Below are 23,087 nucleotides of genomic sequence, written 5' to 3'. Positions count from 1 at the left end.
CGAAATGCCTTTATTTTATGGGGCTCGCATTGGCTTACACCCAATGGCGATGCATCCATGTATCGCGTGTTAACCTAGTGGTAAAATAGATCATCCTGATCTATTTTACCGTCGCCCCATAAAATTTGGCGGCATTGTGCGAAATACCTTTATTTTATGGGGCTCGCATTGACTTACACCCAATGGCGATGCATCCATGCATCGCGTGTTAACCTAGTGGTAAAATAGATCATCCTAATCTATTTTAACGTCGCCCCATAAAATTTGGCGGCATTGTGCGAAATGCCTTTATTTTATGGTGTCTTATTAGGAATTTCGAAATCATCTTCAATTTTCCATTTGCCAATACCTTCAAAGATCTCCACTTCTTTATTGAGTAGGCTTATCTTGTGATCAGCGACAGGAACTAAAATTGCAGCATTGGATGAAGGAATAAGTGAAATATCTTGAAAGACTTTTTTAACTTGAGCCCGTAAAGTATAGATGACTTTAACTCCAGGATGGCGCTCTAAAGCGGCGGCAACTTCTGTTAGGTATATGGTTTTTACAAAGCTCTGGTTCTTTTGTTCCGTATTGTTTTCTGCTCGCCGATTCCAAGGCGTCATAAAATCAATAAGAATTTGATTAACATCAAGAACAGTACTATCTAAATCATAGTCTTGAGCAATATTGAGGGTGACATCAAAGGCGACCTCCTCGTATTCTGGATCAATTACTTGAACGTTAACACCAGGAGGTGAAATAGTATTTAAAAAACGCTGAATACGGCGCTTTAAAAATAATGGCACTTTGGGTTGTAGTATAGTGGGATCATAATTGACCGGCACAACTACAAGATCGACACTATCTTGTGTATTGTTACGATAGCATCTCGCCATAAACAACTCAGGAAATTCAGCAAGTACTAAGTGTTCAAAGTCCCATGCAGTTAACGCCCTATTTTTGTGTCTGAGTCTTTCACTGGCGCGGATTTCCAAAGTATCTGATGTCTCCGATTGCTTTCCCGAAAAAGATCCATAAGGTTGCGAAATGGCGGCAATTTGTGAGTCTGGCTGCAACAAACTGCTAATGCTTTCTTGCGATAATGGTTCAGCATAATGACTAGGATGATAATATTTAGGAACATTGGAAGATACGCTTGCTTGTTCGTCTAACAAAGCTTGGTCAATAGGTAAGTGCATTAATTCAAGCATAATGCCCTGAGCCAATACATTTTTTATTTGTGAATATTTCGCAACATTATCTGCCGCTGCATCATCATCGCTTATGGATACGCGTATCCATAGTAAGTCGTCACCGGTAAAATTAGACGACAAATCCAGCTTAGGGAGTTCAAATGCCACAATTCCACTATCGAGTAAATTGAAAGTAGAATCCTCAATGATGCGCCCGCGCTGAGCAACTCTCCCCCCTTGACTACGGGAAAAAGCAGTCCACCCTGAAGAATCAAGATAACTCCATTCTAAGATAGGGTCATTAGATATATTGCTGCCATCCACTGGGTCGAGTTGAAAATAAAGTCGAAATTGCCCAGGTGTTTTAACATTTGCAACACCTATATACAAATAACCTTGCTTAGTAAAATTTGGAACTAAAGCAATATGTTTGCTGTTAGTTGCACTCATATTGGGCCGACCTAACGGATGAATATGTTGCAAAGCACGTCTGTACTTTTTACTCTCAGGAGATTCTAGAAGCGTATCAGTTAATGTAAGCTGGGTATGACTCTCATAGTTAATCAACAACTGATTAAGCACGGGTGTATAAGGTGGTGGTACTAATGTGTTTTCTGCATCCGGATTGTTAATATTTTTATATGCGATGTATTGTGCAACCTGGGAATAATCACCGTGCCCAAAGTCGTTATTGGAAAGTGTTATAGAAAACCATCTTGGCCACTCTACTGCAGAATTTGAAGTAAAAGGTAATTGGAAATATTCCTGTCGTAGTTTTTGATAGTTTGTTTCTTGGCTAATAAAACCCATTGCCATTCTATCAATATTGTTAACAGGTTCGTTGTCACTAAAAAGTGTTAAATTTTCGATACAATCGGGTTTATCAGAATAACATACCTGCGCCAAATTAGGCGCCCAGATAGCACTTTCGTTTTTGTCTGGATCTCTATATTCTGCGTAACTGTCATAGTGTTCTCGCAAGTTGCTGGGACGTCCAAGCCAGTGAAAATCCAATGAGGCTTGTGTTATGTTTTTAATTAGCAATTCCGGATGGGTAAAGTTAAAAGAAGAACTTATACTTGGAGAAAAAGTAAAAGGCTCAAAAGGCTTACTGGTATCAATAGCACCAATGTCGTTACTAGCAATAGCGCCACTTAAACCTGAAACCTGTATGGTCATATCAATATTTATAAAATTTCCACGAGATAAAAGCTCTAATTTATCGTGGTGCTGTTCTTTTAGTGTGAAAGATAAATAAGGTAATATAGGGATTAGTGGTTGATTTTCATCTAGTAAAGGAGCAATTACAGGGAAGAACCTATCGATCGTAATCGTAATATTAAGGCTTTCCTGTAGCGTATTATTACTATCTAAGTAAGTGACAAACTCTTCCGTAAGTTCAATATCTAGAGTTATCAGTTCCTGTTCAGTAGAAATACTCACATCAAAATAATCACTGATACTACCTCCGATCCAGCTATGATTTTCCTTAAGCCGAAAAGCTAACATTATACGACGTTCACCACTGGACAAATACAATTCAGGTGAGGCAAGTGTAAACCCCAATGATGGTGATAATTGTCTTTCACCATCATTGATATCCGCTTCGCCAAAACTAAGTATGCCTTCGGGAGAAAATTCTAAACCTTGTTCTCGGTTATACGCTTGGGTTAAAAGCAAACGGTTTTTCTGGTTATTTGGATCTATCGGCTTCTTCGATAAGGTAAATAACTTATTAACTTGGCTATGATTAAGTACAGCATTATTAAGGCTCTGATATATTAACTTACGGCCATCTTGATCCTCTCCACCATCAAACTGAGTACCTCGGATAAGCGTTTTTGATGAAGTGGAATCGCTAAGTGTAATCACCACGTGAACTTTATCAGCTAAGGCTGGCTTTTCCTTAAAACCTAGCACCTGGCGATAATAAAACTCTTTGTGCCTGGCTGTGAAGCCATCAAATTGCTGCTGTGGAGTATTTAACATCTCAAAAAAAGCCAACAACAAGCCCATATCTGGTCGCGAAATCAAGTTCCTAGTATCTTCATCAACCTCTGTACCTTCAATAAGATGGGTAAATAGTCTCGCTTGTTCAATATTTGCCAACGCACCTTGCCAGCTGCCATTTTGTTGCTGTTTGGTATAATCAAAAAAACCAATGTTTTTCGAAAATAAGTACATGTAATGAAACCATTCAGCTAAACTACGCTCTTGAGCAGAAAAATATTGATGGGTAAGCTGCGGTAAATTACGGGATGTTTGGGTGGTACCATTGGTATGCTGGGTCAAGAGTATTAAACTTTGGTCAGATTGCGCCATAGTGATATCCAGTAATAGGGGTAATGGATAGCGTAATGCATGTAATACAGATGTTTTTTTGCTTTCAATACTAATTTAGGTAATAGGGAAACACCATATTTGAACTGGTATTAGTTTCTAAAATCGTATAATGAAGAGAAATTTTTAGTATGCCATCATAAACTTCAGTGCTATCAAACTGTACATCTTGCAACTCAACTCTAGGTTCATTCAACATAAGTGCGTTGGCAATCTCTTCTTTCATTTCCGCTAAAACAAACGGATCAACACTGTCAAAATTAAAATCACCTAAACGGCTACCGAAAGTTGAATGAAGTGCACGTTCGCCAAATAAGGTATGCATGAGAATATAAACCGATTGTCTAATAAGTGCATTTTGTGTAGCCATTATAGGGCCTGATTCTGCTGACTTTCTTTTTGGAGGAAAAGACCAACCAATACCGATAATATCTTCTTCAATCACTATTCAATCTCCGTTGAAGTTGCAGAAATAATGAACTTTGCTTTTGAAGTGAGTGCTATATCTCTTTCACATTCTAGGGCAAGAGGGTCGGCACTTATAATGTTTATAGCTTTGCTAATTGCTATATTAGACTCACCTTTTTCGACACTCACACCAGCCTCATCACTTAATATTGCTTTTGTTTCCTCACCTGCAATTAGAGACATACTGGTATTTTTTTTATCAAAACTCAAGTTTATCAATTTATCCTCATTTTTGATGAAAATACCTTGATTAACTTCATCGGGACCAAATTTCCCTGGTGGTTTTTGTTTACTATTGTGTGTGGAGCCTAATATTACCGGATAGCGGCAATCTCCATCGATAAAACCCACCATCACTTCGTCGTCTTCATTTGGGGGAAAAAACACACCTTCTTCATTGCTGGCAAAAGGAGACAACAACCGCGCCCATATTTTTTCCTCCCCGGTTATAGCCGGTAATTTTACCGGGATACGCTGTAAATTTTCGCTTTTATCTTCTTCATATTTCATAACTTTGCCAACGACGATAGGTAATGGAGATAGGTTGGCGTAATCAGATTGTAAGGTTTGACGTAATGATAGACCCAAAGTAATATCCATCATCCACTGTCCTTGGTAAGTTCGATGAGTAATAGCTGTTACCATATAATCACCGGCAAACTCCTTACCTGCACCGGCTAGGCTTATTTGATTCATAAGAGCAATAGTCGGTGCACTACTTTGTGGCTGTATCACTAAGCTTATTTCGCCAGAGTATAGATCGATTGCCCGGTAATTATTCTGTGCCGTTGCCTCGGCTTTTAGCTCATCTGGAGACTTTGGGATGTTTGCAAACAAAGTCAGATCAGGTGTCGCCATCACTTTATCAACATCTTTAATCGTCTTATAACCAGCAAGATCACCTGTTACATCTTTGTCTAATTCTTGTTTCTCTATACTCCATGTACTGGCACTTACTTTTTTAATTTGTGACCTAGCATCTGTATGCAAATAAAAATGTCGAACTTCACTACGATTTAGATTTAATGTTACTTTTTCAGCTTTAAAAGTTTGTAAATCCACAATGTTATTTGCTTCTACCTCGGGCGAAAAAACGGCCCCGTTTGCAATGGTTCTGGCCATCATTACTCGCCAAGGACTTTGCTGAAAACAAAAGTACTGATGATGAGGAAATTTTCCTGCCGCTATTTTACCCAATTTAACTCCGGCATCTGTCATCAATTTTTTAATAATATCCTCATCCGTAGTTTCGGCTTTAAATAAGGTAGTTATCTTACCTTCCGTCATTTTTACTATATCACCATGTGCTGTAATATGATGAAAGACTTCGCCATCAGCACCAACACCTATACCAACACCGGTGATAATACCTTTAAATAACGCTACCTTCTTATCAACACTTGTAACACTAATAATCTTGCCAATTTCAAATATTTTTTTATCCGCAAGTTCGAATGTGTCTTTATCTGGGATATATCTATCTACAAGCTTTAATTCCAGAGTCGGGATATCATTGACTCTATAACATATATTGAGGGACAAAATCTGGATATGGGCTTTTACCTTACTGCCAGCACTGCCATCATCAGATACGGATATATCAAAGTCACTCATATTCAGATACCCAGGTTAAATGTATTACTTGACAGTTGCTTGTATATATTTTTTTAGCTCTTCAGGAGGCAAGCTTTCTTTAAATGAGCACTCCACCTTTGCTTTAACTCGGTTTCCTAATAAATTAATAATTTCATTTTTTACACTCATATTTAACAAGCGCCCTTTAAAACCACCGCCAACGCTATTAACCAAAGGCATATTAAGCGCCTGAAGCAATACATAATTAGGCTCTTTAGTAGAACTATTGTGTGTATAGCATAGAGTTATTAACTTCTTAACAAGTTTATCTACACTATCAGGTATAAGCATGTTAGGTAGTGCATAAGCAATCAAATTACTATAAGTTGTATCATCAAGTAAGAAGTTAATGTTTAAGTCAGATGAAGGTGAACCTTTATAACGATTACTACCACTCACACCTTCTTTTGGATCATCTTCAAGTAGTGTATTGGTATAAGTAGAGTCTAAGGCCGAGGTATCATAGGGTAAATATATACTGCCCTCCTTCTTAGTTCTCTGTACGTCGCTAAATGCAGTAACTTTCATAATCGGCAAGAAAGCGCGGGTGGGATCGTTAATGATCGACATGGACTAAGGCCTTTTTCTTAAGGTTTCACGAGTTAGTGCGCTATGAATTGCATGAGTCAGGTTGTCTCCATCAAAATGTAACAATCTATCCAGTCTTTTATTCATTACACTAATTTGTTTTTTTAGGGCGTCGATATCTTTATATATTTTTGTTTCGTAACTATTCGGTAAAAGAGGCTTATTGTCCCCCACCAATTCTCTAGGTGTGGATTCAGAGTGTTCCACACCTTCTTGTTGATCTGTGATATGTGTTTTAACTTTTACTTGTGCGCAGCTAATATCCATAAATACACCCTCTTTTAACTGGAGCCGGTTTTAACAAATTTTAGGGGTATGTACTTTATTCCCGAATATTTAAAGCTCATACTTTCAACCAAAACATCACTGCTAGAGGCATTTAACCCATCCCAATCCCAAGATTCTAGATAGGCATTAGTTACTAACCAAGCGTTAACGGGTATGTCGTTTTCACTTAATACGTTAATCATAATATCTTTACGTAGAAGCCTTGTATCCCAAAAAAAAGACTCCACAACATTAGCTATCATTAAAGGGCTTGGAGAGGTAAAAACACCACGCTTTAAAGTTAAAGTTTGAGTAGGTAATTGATTATCCAATGTTGTCATAGTGGCATTGCGACTAATACCTCGCGCCATTTTTAGCCCACTCACTTCCCTAAATTGCATATCAACAGGATTAGGGATACCAGCGCTAAAGATAACAACAACAAAACGATAGCCCACTAACGGGAGTCCACTATCTATAAACATAGTTTTGAGCCGTAAGGATAAGAATAAATAGAGCAGACCTAGAGCTGGTAAATCAATACCAAGCCCTAGGGGTATTGGAATGTATAAATAATAGATAAAAACTAATGAAATTCCATCTTCACATCATCGGCTAGTAGTTCTAACGATTCTACACTCGCTTCATTGGAGGAGCCATTAATCGAAGGGGCAGTTAGCTTCTTAGGAAAAGCATTAGTTACCTTCCATGTGACTAAAGGTTCATCTCCTGTTTCATTGGTCAAGGATACCGTAATATCTTTTTTATCCACGAGATTTAAACTAATAGTGGAAATCCAGTCATAGAATTGACTTTTCTTACGCACTAGACCTCTTTTCAAAGTGATATTTACATCGGTTTTTTGGCCGGGCATATGCTTTTTACTAAGGCCGTCTTTATAGGTAATTGTTTCAACACCAATATCCAAGCCCGATACTTCAGAAAATGGAATACTTTCTTCACCGTAACTCACCACAAAACGATAGACGGGAATGGGATATTCATTGGCAATATCTTGTGCTGTAGTAGCCATAGGTACTATTCTCCAGAGATTCTATAGGGATAAATGTAAAGTAGTTAATTAGCCTTCAAGGGATTTATGAGAAAAGGTTAATACAATAAATTCCGCGGGACGTACCGCAGCTAAACCAATCTCTATATGCATAATGCCATTGTTAATGTCATCCTCCGTCATCGTTTGACCTAGGCCAACATTAACAAAAAACGCTTGGGCGGCTGATTCACCAAAAAGTGCACCCTGCTTCCATAGATTCTCTAAGTAACTTTCAATCATGGTTTTTAATTTTAACCATGTAAAGGGAGTGTTGGGTTCAAAAACAGCAAAACCAGTTGCTTTTTGTACCGACTCTTCTACCATATTGAATAGACGACGAACTGAAATATAGCGCCATTCATTATCATTACCAGCAAGGGTTCGCGCTCCCCAAATAAGGTTTCCCTTACCGGTAAACTGGCGAATCGCGTTAATAGATTTTCCACTGCCGCTATCAACGTTTAAATCGTCTTGGTCACTACTTTTAATCATTTTGCTGGGCTGTTTTACCATCGCTAATGCTTCATTAGCTGGTGCCTTCCATACTCCACGAGAACCATCGACTCGTGCTATTACTCCGGCTACCGCTGGCGAGGGAGGAAGTAGTAAAAAGTTTTTCGCCAGTGCTTTCTTAACTGCATTGTAGGTAGCTGTATTGGCACTTTCCATTTGATCCAATGTTGTTGCAGGGCCTTCATTGCCGCTGCTATCGATTTCAATAACACTGATCGATGTGTCAATATAGTGGCGAGGATAAGAGGTAAGGACATTTGGATAATAAGCGGCACCGTATTTTAGATCACCGGTGACGGCAGCGCGCAAGCTTGCCGCATCTGCTGCTATTTGAGCAGAAACAAGTGTACTTGTATCTGCTTCAATCACGTCCATTAAGGTAAATCTATCTTGTAATTTACTGCACTGGGCCAACGCGTCATTTTGTAGATTGTAGTAGTTATCCATCGTCAAGCTATGGGCATCAACCAGACAGATCAAAGTGATTTCATCGACTTCTTCAACCACTTTTAAGCCAGCATCAAAATCTGCTTTTGCAGGCATTGTCATACCACTGCCACTCGCATCCATATAAGCACCGACACTGACTATATAACAAGCCCCTCCACCGTTAGCAAAGAAATGCTCTATCGCATGGGCTAACATAAATGTCGGCATCTTCTTAGCACCGTCTGCAGCGCTATCGCCAGTGCTGAGGATATGGGGTTCCCGTCCTTCGGCGACATTAACGGTAAAAGATTCTGCCGCTTTACCACCGAAAACCGTTTGGTATTCCGCCATATTTGTTATTTTTGTCGGTTTTAGCAAAATAGATTGTTGTTTTGCATTTTCGACTTTTTCTGTATAGCCAACAAAAACCGGTATTGCCGTTGGCACTTCAGCAACAGAAGGAGGTAGTGTGGATTTTTCCCGTACATAAACATCAGGAGTTTTATATTGAGCCATAATAATTCCTCAAAGGGATGAAAGATTAGCCTGGGAGCATCTCCAGTAATCGGTTTTGACTTCCAATTTAGAAATCGATATCCAATTAACAGCACTGCCCTTATAGGCTGTTGTGAGAAAAGGTCAAGATGATAAATTCTGCGGGGCGAACAGCAGCGAGTCCAACTTCTACATGTATTAACCCATTATTAATGTCTTCCTGTGTCATGGTTTGGCCAAGTCCCACATTAACAAAAAAAGCGCTGTCTGGTGTTGTCCCAAGTAAGGCACCTTGTTGCCAAAGACCTTCTAAGTAATTTTCGATAGTGACTTTTATTTTTAACCAGGTAAATGGAGTATTACTATCAAACACAGCAAATTGCGTGGTTTTCCTTAAAGTTTGCTCTATCATATTAAATAGACGTCTAACGTTGATATAACGCCATTCATTATCATTGCCAGTTAACGTTCGTGAACCCCAAACCCTGGTTCCCTTACCAATAAAACGCCGAATAGCATTAATGGATTTGCCTGCTTTTGGGTCGTAATTGAGGTATTCTTGTTCGCCACTGTCTATATCTATAACCGGTGCCATTACTTTTTCTAAGGCTATATTTGCAGGGGCTTTCCAGACACCAATAGTTTCATCAAGCTTTGCTATCATCCCTGCCACCACGGCGCTCGGAGGAAGAATAAGGGGATTATTAGACAGTCGCAGCTTAACATCATTGTAAATTTTTAATGAAGCTAAATGGCCTTTGGTATTCGATAGATATTCTAGATTTTGTCGTAATTTTAAATTTTGGTACAGAATCTCTTTTTTAACTCTGCCATTTACCGTATCGATAGAATTTGAGTGTATTCCAGATGTCACGAAACCATCAATATTAATGTAACTACTCTCTTCTTCATCAGTAAATATCCCATACGGTGGGGTTTCTTGTTTACGTTGCCCGTCCTTTTCAATGGCATAGCCCATAGTATCTACTAAAGTTGTCTGATCCAACGCAATATATACAGTGTAAACATCTTGTTTTAGATCGTCTGACAAGAGAAAGCCGTATTGATCCAGCTTTCTTCCATCCAATGAAAAAAAATTTTCACTATAATTAGGGTGTAGTTTTCTCAATGATAATTCATAGTTAACTGTGATCTCTGAATCTCTATAGCTTCTTGCACTAGTGCTATACAAATAAGGATAATACGTCGCACCATAATTTAACCCTTGTGATAACTCTTCTCTCATAGTGTTACAATCTATGTGAACATCACCTTTATAAAAACCATTTACCTGTAAGACATCGACTAAAGCAATTCGGTTCTTCATATACTTACAATGCTGTAATGCATAATTTTGAACCACATAATACGGTGTCGTATCTAACAATGCACATTCCGGTAGGCTCAATAGACTAATCTCTTCGATCTCTTGAAGAAGGTCAATCGCTTCAAGAAACATTGTGGATGTTATATCTTGCTTTAAGATATCATGGCCGCCAATACTTACTACATAACAACTGCTACCACCATTTTCAAAAAAGTGTTCGATAGCTTGATGCAAATAAAATGTGAATGGCCTATTTTCAGTGTTTTGTAATTTGTCTATGTCTTCAATATCATACACTTGTCTTATAGAGTCATAAGTGACGGTAAAAGACTCTGTTTGCGCGTACCCAAAGTTAGATTGGTATTCCTCTATATTGCTAATTTTTATAGGCCTTAGTAAAAGAGACACTCCCTGCTCTCCTCTCGTTTTCTCCGTAAACCCGATAAATGCAGGTATTGCTGATGCAATTTCAGTGTAATTTTTCGATGACTGTGAATTCTCCTGATAATATATATCAGGGGTTTTGAATTGAGACATAGGAAACTCGCGATCAGTATTATTTAAACACTTACTTTGATCCAGACTTTGCCTGGATTGCCTTAAGTTCTATGGTTACTTTATATTCACTATTGGGATCAGCAGCCTTTGATACGGGATCTATAGCCGGAGGGGATGGAATAAGAGTAAACTCCATAGTTCCTTCTGTTACTAGTGGTTTGCTCTTTTTCTTACACTTTTCAGAAAGTGAGACTTTATCTAGTTGCGAAAACTTAAGAACACCATTAGCGTATGACTCACTCACATAAGGAACTGCGGCAAAGGTCTTTGTTAATGAATTTTCTATATCATCTTGCGTTGCCACTTCTTTACCCATTACCAGTAAACCTTTACTATTAACTTCTATCACAATATTTATTGGCATCGGTGGCTTTACTGGAATGTTGGCAACGACAGTGGTTGTGTGTGAGATTAAAAGCATAATGGACTATACCTTTTTTTCCTTTTTGAAATGTTTAGGTACCCTTTCTATACTTTTTCGACACTGTTTATAAATAAATGCCGTATAGCTTATATGGCATTTACTTTTTCCCTAAAAGCCTTTCAATTTCTTGCACAATCGGTACATGTGTGGGCTCGTGTACATCAATAGGTACAGAAAGAGATAACATTAAACAAGGTTTTGGTGTAGACCCCATTGCTTGCCATATTTGTCCACTAATTTTATCACTGTGTTCAGTACCAAATAGTGTAAAACGCACGCCAAAGGGACTGATGTTAATATTGAATCTCTCCAGCATTTCTTCCGGCATAAAATCAAACGAACCCAAACCACTCAATAAATATCCTAAAACTAAATGTTCAATCTCTGCACTTCCCTGTTTATCTTTACACCAAATAGTTATCATATAATTGAGATCGATAAAACGTGGTTCACGGTAAACCACTCTCTGGGTTTTTTGTGCGTTAATAATGCTGCGATGAGACTCGCTTTTGCGCCGAACTTTATCTTCCATAACACCGATAAGATAACAGTTAACCACTGGATTATTACCAAGTTCAGTAACAAATTCACTATTAGGCGCCAAGAAATTTATCTCTATTCCAATAGAATTTCCACTTACATTAAATGCAAATATTTTTTCCATAACAAATGCTTTTAAGGCTTGCTGTAGCTTTTGCAAAATAAGAGGATCCATACAGCACCTGCTAATTTATTCGCCGTTTAGGCAACTTGTTTAGTTAATCTACTTTCAAACAATAGTATTTAGCCAGTCGTTAAGTTTTTTATCTGCAAGATAGCCTGCGTTTTGCTTTTCAAGTTCACGGCGAATAGATTTGGCCAGCTGGACTTTACTGATAAGCGTATTATTTGAGGAAACAGCATAAAGAGTTGCTCTATGTATAATATTATTAATTTGTGATGGGCTAAATTCAAATTTTTGACCAAGAGCTTCGATATCGATAGAATATTCGAGTTTAATATCTCCAAGCCAGGCATTACTCCATAATTTTTTCCGCTCAACCACATCGGGTAAAGGAAACTCAATAACATTATGAAAACGTCTCAGAAAAGCATCATCTATGTTGGTTTTGAAGTTTGTACTCAACAAAAGTATGCCGGTGTAACGCTCCATTCTTTGAAGCAAAAAGCTTACTCCTAGATTTGCATTTTTATCATGACTTGATTCTACTTCACTACGTTTGGCAAATATGGCATCCGCCTCATCAAAGAGTAATACAGCATTTTTACTCTCAGCATCATCAAACAGTTTTGCTAAATGCTTTTCAGTTTCACCTATCCATTTACTGGCAACATTAGATAAATTTACTTTGTAAAGCGGCAATTGAAGTTCGCCCGCAATGGCTTCTCCAGCCATAGACTTACCCGTTCCTGGTTTACCCCATAATAATGCCTGTATTCCGGGTAACACATTGGGAATTAACCTTCGCAAAGGTTCTCCATAGCGAACCCGTTCAATCAATTCCTTTAATTGATCAAGAGTATTTTCAGACAATACCATATCTCTTAAGCTATAACGAGGTTTACAAAGTAACGCAATTTCACCCACGGTTTGACTATTAAAGCGTAAACACAATTTTTGAAATGTTGTAAATATATCTATCTGAGCCTCTTTAACGAGTAAATCATATATTACCCTTTTGGTACTTTCTGCTATTTCAACTATTGCAGAGGGGAAAAGAGGATACAATGTGGCTAACAAACGGGCTTTTTCATCATTCAAACCTATAACTTTATTTTTATGTTGATTTTCAAGATCTCGAGATATTGATAACCAAGCATAAACAATTTGATCAAAATTAGGGCTTGTTAAAGTATAAGTGTATTTATCATCATTACCCAAACATAGGCTATAAAACAAAACGGTATCGAAAGTATTACTAACACGAACCATACACTCTTGGTCATATGGCTCAGTCTTTCTACTGTCACAAAAAATAACAATATTTTTCTTTGAAAAGATCAACTCAATAACATTTTTGTACACACCAAAACGCTCAAGGTAATTTACCATATTCGGCCAATACAAATAGCAAACATCACCTTCTTGTGTTATTAGCATATAACGAAATACAGTAATTAATTGTTCTGGTGAAATTATTTCATTTTCCGGCTCTACTATTTTATACCATCGCTCAACTTTTCCTACAGCAACCTCCGAGACAAAGCAATGCCGATCTTGCTTGTTATCTCCTTCAACTATATTAAGTTTTTTTGGTTCTTTTTTTAACAAATGGGAATAACAATGGGAAACAACACTGTTACTTTCAGTATTTATAGCGATGATGTAGTGGGGGCTAACATTGGCCCCTTTTTCTCTAAATGGTGTCTCTTTTTCTCTCTTTGGCGAAGGTAGAAAATGATAAAAAACCTCTTTTACTAGAGAGTACGAATGAATGAGAGATATTGAACTTTTATCGTCATTTCTTTGAATTAACTGCCAACGAAACAACTTGGACTCTGACAATAGAAATCTTATACTAGCTTCTTTTGAATCAATATTATTGTGGCATAAGAGCAGCATTCTTTCTAAACTAAGCATTGGCCCCTGCTCATACCAACTTAGTTGAAAAAAGTTTGAAATCACATCTGGTTCGAGTTGGCTAATATAGCACAGCGACAGCAGCTTAACTTCTAAATCGTTTAAATCAAACCATTCTTTAATATCTTGAACATTATTAATTAATAAAAACTGATCTAAGCAATCATTAAGAGTGTTGAGACAATTAAGGATTTTTTCTTTTTCTTCACCTTTTTGTATAGCATATCCAAGATCAAATAAACTTTGTGTCAGATTATGTTGATATTGTTTTGCATCTGCATGGAGTAAGCTAACACTTTCTTTTTGCATATTTTGCTCATTTATCTTAGCACTTTCTATATTTTTATTCGATTAAATGTTTCCAACATACTTTATTAACGCACAACAGGTTTTTTTGTTCCTTTTTAATTAGACCTTATGAGTTCGATTACATAACTTCAATCTTTCCGATTAATATCTAAACCACTAGTATTTATTTATCACCTTATAGTACTGATATATACGTATCGGTTATTTCTTTGTTCCTATTTATTTTGTATTTCAGGATGCGATGTAAACAGGCACGATGCGAGGCGCTTTGCGCGCCAAAAAATATTAGTAATCATTCATGTACCGTCTGCATGCCGGTATCAAATACCCCCTAACTTTGAAAATCTGTTTTCTTACATAAGCTTCTGTGCAACCTAATTCTCGACTTATTTCACAATAACTTCTCTCTTCAAAAAAATATTGTCGACTAATGTAGCTGGCCTTCTCAGGAAGTAAGTCTATTACTTTTTTAATATAACAAATTGTTGCGATACTCTTTTCTTTTTGAAAAAAGTGACTCAGCTCTACTATAACCACCTCTTCTTCGAGCTCTTCCACTATCTTATTAAAAATCTTTTTCCTGCGCAGTAGGTCAAAATATATATTCCTACATACCTTTATAAGCCAAGGATAGATGATAGTCTTTGTACTGACATGAGGTAATTTAAGGTAAGCACGCAGCATGGTTTCACTACACAGATCTTCCGCATCATGATAATTTGACGACAGTCTGTACAAACAATAGGAAAATACTTTTTTTTCATAAATTTTCCATAAATCCCAGAAGTGATTTGTGTTTTCTTGTAATTTTAGTAAGTGAAATTCATCTTCGGATACATTTGCACTCTCTTTTTCTATTGTAAAATTTTCTGTGACGGGTTTTTTTTTATTATTTAATTCCGGATGTTTTTGATAGCGAATAGATGGAACAGGCATAGTTATTTTCCAGCATATAGTAGGTAAAATTTGTGTTTTCACACTTAATTTAGTTTTTATTATGTCTATTGAGCCATTTTTCAGAGTGATCGCAGTTCATCTCTTTACGCATTTTTTCTACGACATAAATTAAGTCATTACCATTGCTGTGATTGATCTTGACACTCCAAGAATCAAGCTGGTCTACTACTTTTAGTAGACGAGGATGTTGATTAAACACCCATGCGCCACACTCGAGTAGCTGGCCTGTTTTTCGTGCTTCTAGGGTTTCATCCTTACTTAACCTTATATAAATTCTGTATTTTTCATCGGTTGCCCAAGCATCAGCCCATTGGATGATATCTTCCTGTGCTGCTATGTTTTCTGGAGATAAGGGATTCGTTAAATTGACAAGATTCATCCAGTTTTGGAAACTTTGGCTTTCTTCCAATGCTATTAAGGAAGACTCAATGTTTTTGGCATATCCGTAAGCACTTTCAAGAGCGAGAGGTCTCTCAAAATTAGAATACCCTTGGTCTAAATCTATTCTCTGTATTTTGTCTGGCCCAGGGATTGAGTTTCCTAATGACCATATAATTCTTTCTATTACCAAGAAAAAATTTTCTAAAATATTCTTCTCTTTTTTTCCAAGTCCTTCCCCAATAAAATTATCCACAATTTCTATTAACACAGAAGGCTCGGTATTAAAGACAGCATAATTTATATACTTTTTTATTTTTTCCTTCGAAAGAATCGAATGAAGATCATCGACATTTAGATCACATAGCGACCTTGTAGAAGCTTTTACTCTATCGGCCCACTGCATAACTTCTTTTGGCTTATTTACCATTTATCGCATTCCTTCTTGTATTTTTTAAATCTTATCTTTTAAAAATTGCTCAATTTTTATTAATGAAAATATGATTTTTTTGATAAGTAAAATATACAACTACAGAGAAATACGACCGTATTAGTTTGGTATCAGTGTGAGATCGACAAATAAATTAACTTCTAACAAATGACAAAATATTACCTAGATACAACAATCTGCTACTAAAGTGATACCTTTTGTCTTATTAATAAAAAGCCAAAAGGGCTCATGCGTCCTTGTTTTTCACCACCCCAGTCATTTAAAACATTAATTTTTCGCGTTAAGAAATATTGAACAGATTGCGATTTAGTGAAAATTAACAATAATAAAATTGTCACCTATACAATCATTATGGGATATTTTAGTGTACTACAGACCTAACAGGAATTATCTTTTATATTTTGATTAAGCACTCAACAAGGTAGGGAGTTAATTTAATAGACATATGACGTAGTAAGTGAATCACAAGCAAATGAAACACGAAGCGCCAGCAATACTATTTTTGCCGGCGCAATTCAACAAATTATTTATTAATGTATACACTCAAACGTGATGACATCTTACCAAGTTCAGTCGCCCTACTATTGAAGTTTGTTAGCTCCTTAACGGTCGCAACTCCGTTTAATATATCGATCATTAAATTCCCTCGTTGAAGGTAAAACTCACTTTTTAATGATGGGTTTTTATCGTGAATTTTTGACAACTCATAATAGTATTCAACTAACATATCAACATCTTTTTTTTGCCAACAAAATTGCATTGCTCGCTGATAAAACACGATAGAATGACTTTTAGATTCCATCATCTTGTTAATTCTTTCAGCTTTTCTGAGAGCTCTTCTAGCATAACTTTCATCACTCAGCACAAGTGCCTGAATAGTATATATACTGCCGCCTATAAACCAATCAAGATTATTAATTTTCATTAGTTTGACGGATTTTAATATGTTATTTTTAGCTTCATCTCGATTTCCTTCGAAATAATGAAGCTGAGCATACTTCCCTAAAAATAGCGACTCATAGTAAGGCGTTTCTACTTTTTTAGCCAAGTCTAAAGCATATAGAATTTCATCTCTTACCTTTTTTAGAGATAGATTCTCTAAAAAAATGTCACATATTAATAAACGCGTATCAAGCTCAACCTTTACTTCACCTGTCGCCATTGCCGCATGTAGCGCTTGAAGAGCATACTTACTGATATTTTTAAAATTAAGTGTTTCTATCTCTAGTATGGCCTGCAAGTATAAAACTTCACTGCTTAGTGAAAGAGCACTGTTAACCTTAATATCTACGGTGAGTTCCTGAGCTACTTTTGTCGCATATGTAATATCATTTTTCAGATGTGCAATATGGCTAACACTAATTTTAGCTTTATTTGCTAACATTTTATTTCTTATTTTACCACTATTAACAATGGATTTTTTTAAAGAGTCTTCTGCTTCTTGCAATTTCCCAATAGAGATTAAATAATCTCCTTTTTGTTGAAAAATTTCTGATAAAACATGCCATTTCCGACATTTTTCTCCATAATGCTCTGCCAGATATAAGTATTCACTCACTCTATTTCTTGATCCAATTAGGCGGTATAATTTCACAAGACCGATGTAACAGGTGGCTAACATTTCTTTTATTTTAGATTGTTCTATTATTTTGTTATAAATACCAATAGCTTCTTGAATAGAGTATTTTGCAACGAAACATTGTGCTTGAATTAACAAGCTTTTATGTATTAAATCTTGATGTTTAATATCAGGTTTTATATCTAGTATTTCGTTTATCAACGTTGAAGCGGCATTAAACTGATAAGTATTATTGAGCTTACTCGCTTCTTCTAAGGCAAGAATGATGGATGAAAGATCTCCGGTTCGTATTTTAAACACCAGTTCTGTAGTAAAATCAATACCCTTAAACCATTGTGCACAATATTGATTTAGATATGTTGTTTCCAGATCTGATAAGGTATTGACAATAGCAGTCCTAACTGAACTATGATAGAAATGGTATACCTCTTTTGATTTGATAAAAAACCCACAGTTATCAGGAAATTGTTGTATATCCAACCATCCACTTTTGGATGCTTCCCCACTTAATTTCAGACTAAGTGCTTGTATAGATTTCACCTGCTCAGCGTTAACGCTGTTGCCAAATACGGCAGCAAGCTTAATAGCTACTCTTACATTGGGAGAGAATTGCTGGAGTATGAGATTCATTTTATCTTTTAGCGCGGTAGATAAATCCTGATTTAACAGTCCACATAACACACTCTCTACAATAACTCCAGGGAGCCCCATAGCTGTTTTAGCACTAAAGGCTCTAATTGAAGGTGTTTTATCTGTTCGTAATGTGGATTCTCTAAGCGCGACACTATTACCAACAGCTATTGTTTGATCTAGGTCAAAATAACATAATTCTAAAAAATGAATTTTCCTATTGGGCTGCGGGACTACTTGAAATATATTTTTACTTTTCGAACTGGTCAGTAAAAACACTTTCTGGTTATACGTCGCATTTATTAACATATTTAACTGTTTTCGGTATCTATTTTTATTCTCCATCTGCTCAACAGACTCTATATCGTCTATCGCTAGAACTAGTGCCACACCACTCGTTAGTAAGGAAATTATTTTTTTTATCGCAGATGTTTCTACTTTTTCTCTATATGCTTCGGGTAATTCACGGTATATATCCTTCTCGCTATCTTTCAATTCTACGCTTGATAAATATAGGACTGGAAGGTGAAGTTCTACCGGTATAAGTATGTTGTGTAATGCTGTTCTAAAGTCATTATCTTCGAAGTCTTCAGGTAACCCTAGTAAACAGGACATCAATTTTCGCACTAAGGATAGCTTACTGAATATACTATTTTCTTTCGCATTAATTTTTATTACCTGAATGCTATCAGATTTTATTGATTGTCTATTTTTACCGCTGCTGGATTTTTTATAGTCGTTTACAATTATCTCTATAAAACTATCGATTATATGTGTTTTACCGATACCTCTTACACCATTAATATGTAATGTGAGTCCGGGTTGCGGACTATCCTTGTGACGTAAGAAATAGCCTAGCAAGTATTTCATATAGTCAAGTTCGTCTTCACGACAAACAAGACTATTATCATTGGCGGTTATAGATGCGAGAAACCAATGCTTTCCATTATCCACAAATATCTTATTTAAATGATAGCAATAACCAGAAGTGGCTATGTCGAGACACACTATCAAACTTCCCCACGGTATGGATGGAAGGTTCTTCTTTACTCTATGTAAGGTGTTTTTATCATTGTTTAGTACTAATTTTGCCAGCTCATGGCTTTGATTAGAGAAATACTGCTCGGCATTAACTTCGCTCGAAAGCAAATTCGCGATAATACATATTTTGTCACCAAAAATTCTTTGCAGATGTAAACAAATTATCTTGAATATATCAAAGCTATTAAGATTCGTTTCCGTCCCACAAATTAACAAGTGAAAGTATGTACGTTTTTTGCAATAATAGATCTCAGATTGGTCTAGTATTTTTTTCACTCGTGAGAATACATGCGGCTCATTGGCAATTAAAATAATAGATATTCCAAAATATGTATTTTTATTAAAGTGCTGCAATTGGCTGATGAGGTTATTTTCTTCCAGTTCTCTGTTTTTTTTTCGAGTGAGTTTAGATCAGCTTTCTTCTCTAACTTTGCAGTTGCAAGTATAGAGGTGTTTTGAGTAACGTGGGGATTATAGGTATTATGAACATCAATGCTACGATCACTAGCAACACTATGATGATCATCTGGATAAGACATATCACTTAGATATTCGACTGTCACGCCGTAAAAACGAGATATGGCTGTTGCCACTCGGTACAGTACCTTATGACCGGTTTCAGCCCTTTTTATAGATGCAATGGATACAGCTATTTTTTCATCAAATAACTGTTGTGCAAGAGTATCTTGGGTTAAGCCTTTTTTTTCTCAAAGCTTTAAGTTTAACTGCATTCAGTTTTATACTGGCATTTTCTCTTTTTTTCATACTATTCTCTTTTTAGAGTTTTTGTTACATCGGTATTATGTCAACTTTCGTTTGAAACATATCATTATTACTTTACCTTTCTTAGCCTTTTTCGAAGCTATTACAACTTGATTGGGCTACTGTTATTTTATTTCTATAGCGAAACTAAAACAATAATTAATCACAATACAAAATGCTTGAAAGTTTCGATAAAACCCTTTACAGCCAAGGTAAAACTTCGCAGAAAAATAGCCATATCATAAAGAGGTTTTTGCACATAACATAAAAATAAGTACTAAATTCACTGGCGACCAAAAATCCTATTGTATCTAGTAGTAAGGTCTTTACCTTTTAGCATACGCGTTAAAAAATTACCGGCAGTAAACACTCCCAAGTACGAATTACCCCTGGTAGGCCCAAGGGTGACTACAATGGGAGCTTTCTCGCCCCACGGACGATAAGGTCTTAACTTTTCTAATGATTCTCCCCTTGTAAGAGCCAGTAGTGTCTTCTTTAACCAGGGTACCTGACGAGTGATGGCTGCAATTGTCATGGCATCACCACTATCTGCAACATCGCCCACGGCGAATACCTCGTGATACGACGAAGGACGCATCCATTGATCTACTTTTATTCTATTGGCCGTGCTTTTTTGGGCACCAGGAAGGTTTTCAAGTAAACTTGGACATGCACGTGAACCGATACTTGGAAAAATTAAATCAGCGCCAATCCTCTGACCATTTGATAAAGCAAGCTCTCCTTGATAAGGCATTGTCGTACTTTCAAGATTTTCAGCTCTTACTCCCAACAAGATTTCCACTCCTAGAGCTTTTAACTTATCTATAAGTTGGAGGCCAAGCTTATCCGGCTGACTTGGGAAAAGTGCTTGCCGGTTAGAAATTAAGGTCACCTGTTTGTTTGGCATAAAGTGTTTAATCTCACCAGCGAGTTCAACTCCAACAGCCCCCGCACCGACAATAGCAATAGTTCGAGCTTGCTTTAAGTGGCTATGAATATGGGCGTTGGCGCGCCGTAGGCCTTCAATATCAGCGCCCTTTGCTTTAAATGGCATAGCATTTTCAGAACCTGTGGCCACTACAATATAGTCGGCGTGGATACACCTGCCATCGGCAAGCAAAATACTATCTTCTCTCACAGAAACAGCGCTTCCTCGCACTACTTTGCCCTGTTTGAGGAGTTTATCGTAGGGAATCAATGCTTCGTCCAGAATGGATGGGTCAACAAGTGCACGGATCAAGGCGGAGGCATGAACAAAATGGCTGCGTTCCTCAATCAATGTGATGCGAGCTTCAGACTCCAAGCCTTTAGCCAGCTGAGCTCCAGCATAACCGCCGCCAACTATTGCAATACGTTTTGTCATTTGTTTGTTCCTAGCTTATGCTTTTCAACGTTTGTTTAACACCAACGTAGATGGCATATTAAGATACATGAAAAGAAAAAACAATACACAATGGTTCATGGTTTATAGTTTCGAGGTGAGATAATGCGTATTGGCGATTTAGCAGAGAGAACAGGCGTCAGCCTATCCACAATCAGATTCTATGAAAGAAACGGCTTGATCAGTTCTATTCCCAGTGAGAGCGAAACCAACAACTACCGGCAATATCCAGAAGAAAATATCTTATTGCTACAGTTCCTCACAAAGGCCCGAGAGGCAGGTATGTCTGTGGCCGACCTTAAAAGCTTAATGTCGGCTATTGGCAATGGCTGCGATGAAGTCCATGGTCGCAAGGTGGTAGAGGAAAAAATTGCCGAGCTAAAAGAACGCGCCACGCAAATTCAGAAGGTTATTGAGTTTTTAGAAGGCCAATTGGCGGCGGAGAAAAAATAAACGGCTGGAGGTAAGAGCCTGACGATAATTACTTATGTCTACTGAAAAAATTCAAGAACTCGATGTTAGCTTGCTCGTAACACTGCAAATTTTGCTGCGCGAAAAAAATGTCACTCATATTGCCAAAGCTCTCTCACTGTCACAATCTGCATTATCTGGCAGGCTCTCTGGCCTGCGGGAAATCTTTAACAATCCTCTCTTAGTCGCCTCTACTTCAGGCAGAGGTATGGTGGCAACTGACTTAGCTCTGCAACTTGAGCCTGAAATTAATGGCATTATTAACCAAAGTGCCGACAGCTAGATTTGTGCGTGAAAAATTTCATTTAGCCATTGCACAAAAACTCGTGTACGAGGAGAAAGATGTGCTTTTTGCGGATAAATCACCGATACAGGCATGGGTGGTGGTGGATGATCAGGGAGTATTTCAACAAGTTGTTTCTTACTCAATTGTTCGGCAATACGATATTTAGGAACCTGTATTATTCCTAAGCCCGCCAGTGCAGCACCGGTGTACAAATCTGCACCGGCAACATAAATTCTCGCGGGCAGTACGACTTCACGATACTGCTCCTTGTGGCGAAATTCCAGGGTATTCGGTTTAGCCGCGGCATCTAAACTATAGCCAACGGCAAAGTGACTTTTGAGTACTTCTAATGAGTCTATAGATCCTAATTGTTTTAGGTATTGGGGACTCGCCACAGTCACCTGTGGCATCAGTGCAATAGGTTTGGCAATGAGGCTTGAATCCTGCAAATTGCCGGCTCGTAAGGCACAATCAAAGCCTTCCCCCACTAGATCAACCAGCCTGTCGTCTTCCGCCAGTTGAAGGGTTACATCCGGATAGCGAACCAAAAAATCATTGAGTTTTGGTACAACAAAATGCTTCGCTAACGTGCCCTGTAGATTTGCCCGCAATATACCTTTAGGCGAAGTATCGGAAAAAGCCGTATCCATTTCCTCAAGGTCACTAAGAATATTAATTGCTCGTTGGTAATAGGCCTCACCCTCATGGGTCAAACCCACCTTACGGGTGGTGCGCTCCAGTAATCTTACACCTAACCTCGCCTCCATACGTTTAACCAGATTAGTTACAGTACTTCTGGGTATCAGTAAATCCTCCGACGCTAACAGGAAACTGCGTCTTTGCGCCACACGAATGAAGACCTGTAACTCTTTAAATCTATCCATAAGCCTGTCTACTTTCTTTACTGCATTGTTAATCTAAATGGAACAATGATGTTTAAAATATAGCAATTATTAATGCAAACATTAACACTATACTTAAACACCTT

Annotated in this window: 20 protein-coding genes; 2 read left to right on the top strand and 18 right to left on the bottom strand. The window is 37.4% G+C overall.

Annotated elements, in window-relative coordinates; translation table 11 throughout:
* Window positions 1-293 precede the first annotated feature (293 nt).
* The 17 genes from BVC89_RS13605 to BVC89_RS13525 form a co-directional block, all read right to left on the bottom strand.
* Window positions 294-3,497: a baseplate J/gp47 family protein gene (locus BVC89_RS13605; RefSeq protein WP_086931707.1), complete on the bottom strand. Its 3,204-nt coding sequence runs from the start codon at window positions 3,495-3,497 to the stop codon at window positions 294-296.
* A gap of 70 nt (window positions 3,498-3,567) precedes the next feature.
* Complete coding sequence (locus BVC89_RS13600) at window positions 3,568-3,960, bottom strand: GPW/gp25 family protein (RefSeq protein WP_086931706.1); 393 nt, start codon at window positions 3,958-3,960, stop codon at window positions 3,568-3,570.
* Entirely contained in the window at window positions 3,960-5,597 is a 1,638-nt protein-coding gene (locus tag BVC89_RS13595; RefSeq protein WP_086931705.1) for a phage baseplate assembly protein V, read from the bottom strand. Before BVC89_RS13595 ends, BVC89_RS13600 begins: the two co-directional genes overlap by 1 nt.
* Before the next feature lie 24 nt (window positions 5,598-5,621).
* Window positions 5,622-6,188, bottom strand: a complete 567-nt coding sequence (locus BVC89_RS13590; protein ID WP_086931704.1) for a CIS tube protein — start codon at window positions 6,186-6,188, stop codon at window positions 5,622-5,624.
* 3 nt (window positions 6,189-6,191) lie between these two features.
* Complete coding sequence (locus tag BVC89_RS13585) at window positions 6,192-6,473, bottom strand: protein kinase family protein (RefSeq protein ID WP_086931703.1); 282 nt, start codon at window positions 6,471-6,473, stop codon at window positions 6,192-6,194.
* A 14-nt stretch (window positions 6,474-6,487) separates the two neighbouring features.
* Complete coding sequence (locus BVC89_RS13580) at window positions 6,488-6,958, bottom strand: phage tail protein (RefSeq protein ID WP_086931702.1); 471 nt, start codon at window positions 6,956-6,958, stop codon at window positions 6,488-6,490.
* A 101-nt stretch (window positions 6,959-7,059) separates the two neighbouring features.
* On the bottom strand, window positions 7,060-7,506 hold the full coding sequence (locus tag BVC89_RS13575) for a phage tail protein (RefSeq protein ID WP_086931701.1): 447 nt from the start codon (window positions 7,504-7,506) through the stop codon (window positions 7,060-7,062).
* A 48-nt stretch (window positions 7,507-7,554) separates the two neighbouring features.
* Window positions 7,555-8,985 carry a phage tail sheath family protein gene (locus BVC89_RS13570; RefSeq protein WP_086931700.1) on the bottom strand — a complete coding sequence of 477 codons (1,431 nt, stop codon included), beginning with the start codon at window positions 8,983-8,985 and terminating at the stop codon, window positions 7,555-7,557.
* 100 nt (window positions 8,986-9,085) lie between these two features.
* Entirely contained in the window at window positions 9,086-10,828 is a 1,743-nt protein-coding gene (locus BVC89_RS13565) for a phage tail sheath family protein (protein WP_216825138.1), read from the bottom strand.
* A gap of 31 nt (window positions 10,829-10,859) precedes the next feature.
* On the bottom strand, window positions 10,860-11,270 hold the full coding sequence (locus tag BVC89_RS13560; protein ID WP_086931699.1) for a hypothetical protein: 411 nt from the start codon (window positions 11,268-11,270) through the stop codon (window positions 10,860-10,862).
* A gap of 100 nt (window positions 11,271-11,370) precedes the next feature.
* Window positions 11,371-11,988, bottom strand: coding sequence for a Pvc16 family protein (locus tag BVC89_RS13555; protein WP_086931698.1), 618 nt, complete (start codon window positions 11,986-11,988; stop codon window positions 11,371-11,373).
* A gap of 54 nt (window positions 11,989-12,042) precedes the next feature.
* Window positions 12,043-14,163 carry an ATP-binding protein gene (locus tag BVC89_RS13550; protein WP_086931697.1) on the bottom strand — a complete coding sequence of 707 codons (2,121 nt, stop codon included), beginning with the start codon at window positions 14,161-14,163 and terminating at the stop codon, window positions 12,043-12,045.
* 285 nt (window positions 14,164-14,448) lie between these two features.
* A complete protein-coding gene (locus BVC89_RS13545) occupies window positions 14,449-15,099 on the bottom strand; it encodes an RNA polymerase sigma factor (protein ID WP_086931696.1) in 651 nt (216 codons plus the stop codon).
* A 49-nt stretch (window positions 15,100-15,148) separates the two neighbouring features.
* Entirely contained in the window at window positions 15,149-15,928 is a 780-nt protein-coding gene (locus tag BVC89_RS13540; RefSeq protein WP_086931695.1) for a hypothetical protein, read from the bottom strand.
* 544 nt (window positions 15,929-16,472) lie between these two features.
* Window positions 16,473-19,112, bottom strand: a complete 2,640-nt coding sequence (locus BVC89_RS13535; protein ID WP_158657930.1) for an ATP-binding protein — start codon at window positions 19,110-19,112, stop codon at window positions 16,473-16,475.
* Between the two features lie 392 nt (window positions 19,113-19,504).
* Window positions 19,505-19,792, bottom strand: a complete 288-nt coding sequence (locus tag BVC89_RS13530; protein ID WP_086931693.1) for a hypothetical protein — start codon at window positions 19,790-19,792, stop codon at window positions 19,505-19,507.
* 452 nt (window positions 19,793-20,244) lie between these two features.
* Complete coding sequence (locus BVC89_RS13525) at window positions 20,245-21,324, bottom strand: NAD(P)/FAD-dependent oxidoreductase (protein WP_086931692.1); 1,080 nt, start codon at window positions 21,322-21,324, stop codon at window positions 20,245-20,247.
* A 123-nt stretch (window positions 21,325-21,447) separates the two neighbouring features.
* On the opposite strand from BVC89_RS13525, the gene BVC89_RS13520 reads away from it, so the two are divergent.
* Together BVC89_RS13520 and BVC89_RS13515 are read left to right on the top strand one after the other, a co-directional pair.
* Window positions 21,448-21,795 (top strand): MerR family transcriptional regulator, encoded by a 348-nt coding sequence (locus BVC89_RS13520; RefSeq protein WP_086931691.1) that lies wholly within the window; start codon window positions 21,448-21,450, stop codon window positions 21,793-21,795.
* A gap of 34 nt (window positions 21,796-21,829) precedes the next feature.
* Window positions 21,830-22,096 (top strand): LysR family transcriptional regulator, encoded by a 267-nt coding sequence (locus BVC89_RS13515; RefSeq protein WP_086931690.1) that lies wholly within the window; start codon window positions 21,830-21,832, stop codon window positions 22,094-22,096.
* Here BVC89_RS13515 and BVC89_RS13510 read toward each other — a convergent pair.
* Entirely contained in the window at window positions 22,093-22,983 is an 891-nt protein-coding gene (locus tag BVC89_RS13510; protein WP_086931689.1) for a LysR family transcriptional regulator, read from the bottom strand. The genes BVC89_RS13515 and BVC89_RS13510 overlap by 4 nt on opposite strands.
* Between the last annotated feature and the right edge of the window lie 104 nt (window positions 22,984-23,087).

The sequence above is a fragment of the Agarilytica rhodophyticola genome (assembly GCF_002157225.2).
Classification (GTDB): Bacteria; Pseudomonadota; Gammaproteobacteria; order Pseudomonadales; family Cellvibrionaceae; genus Agarilytica; species Agarilytica rhodophyticola.
Note: the sequence above shows the minus strand (reverse complement) of the source record. Positions and strands in the feature narration are given on the sequence as shown.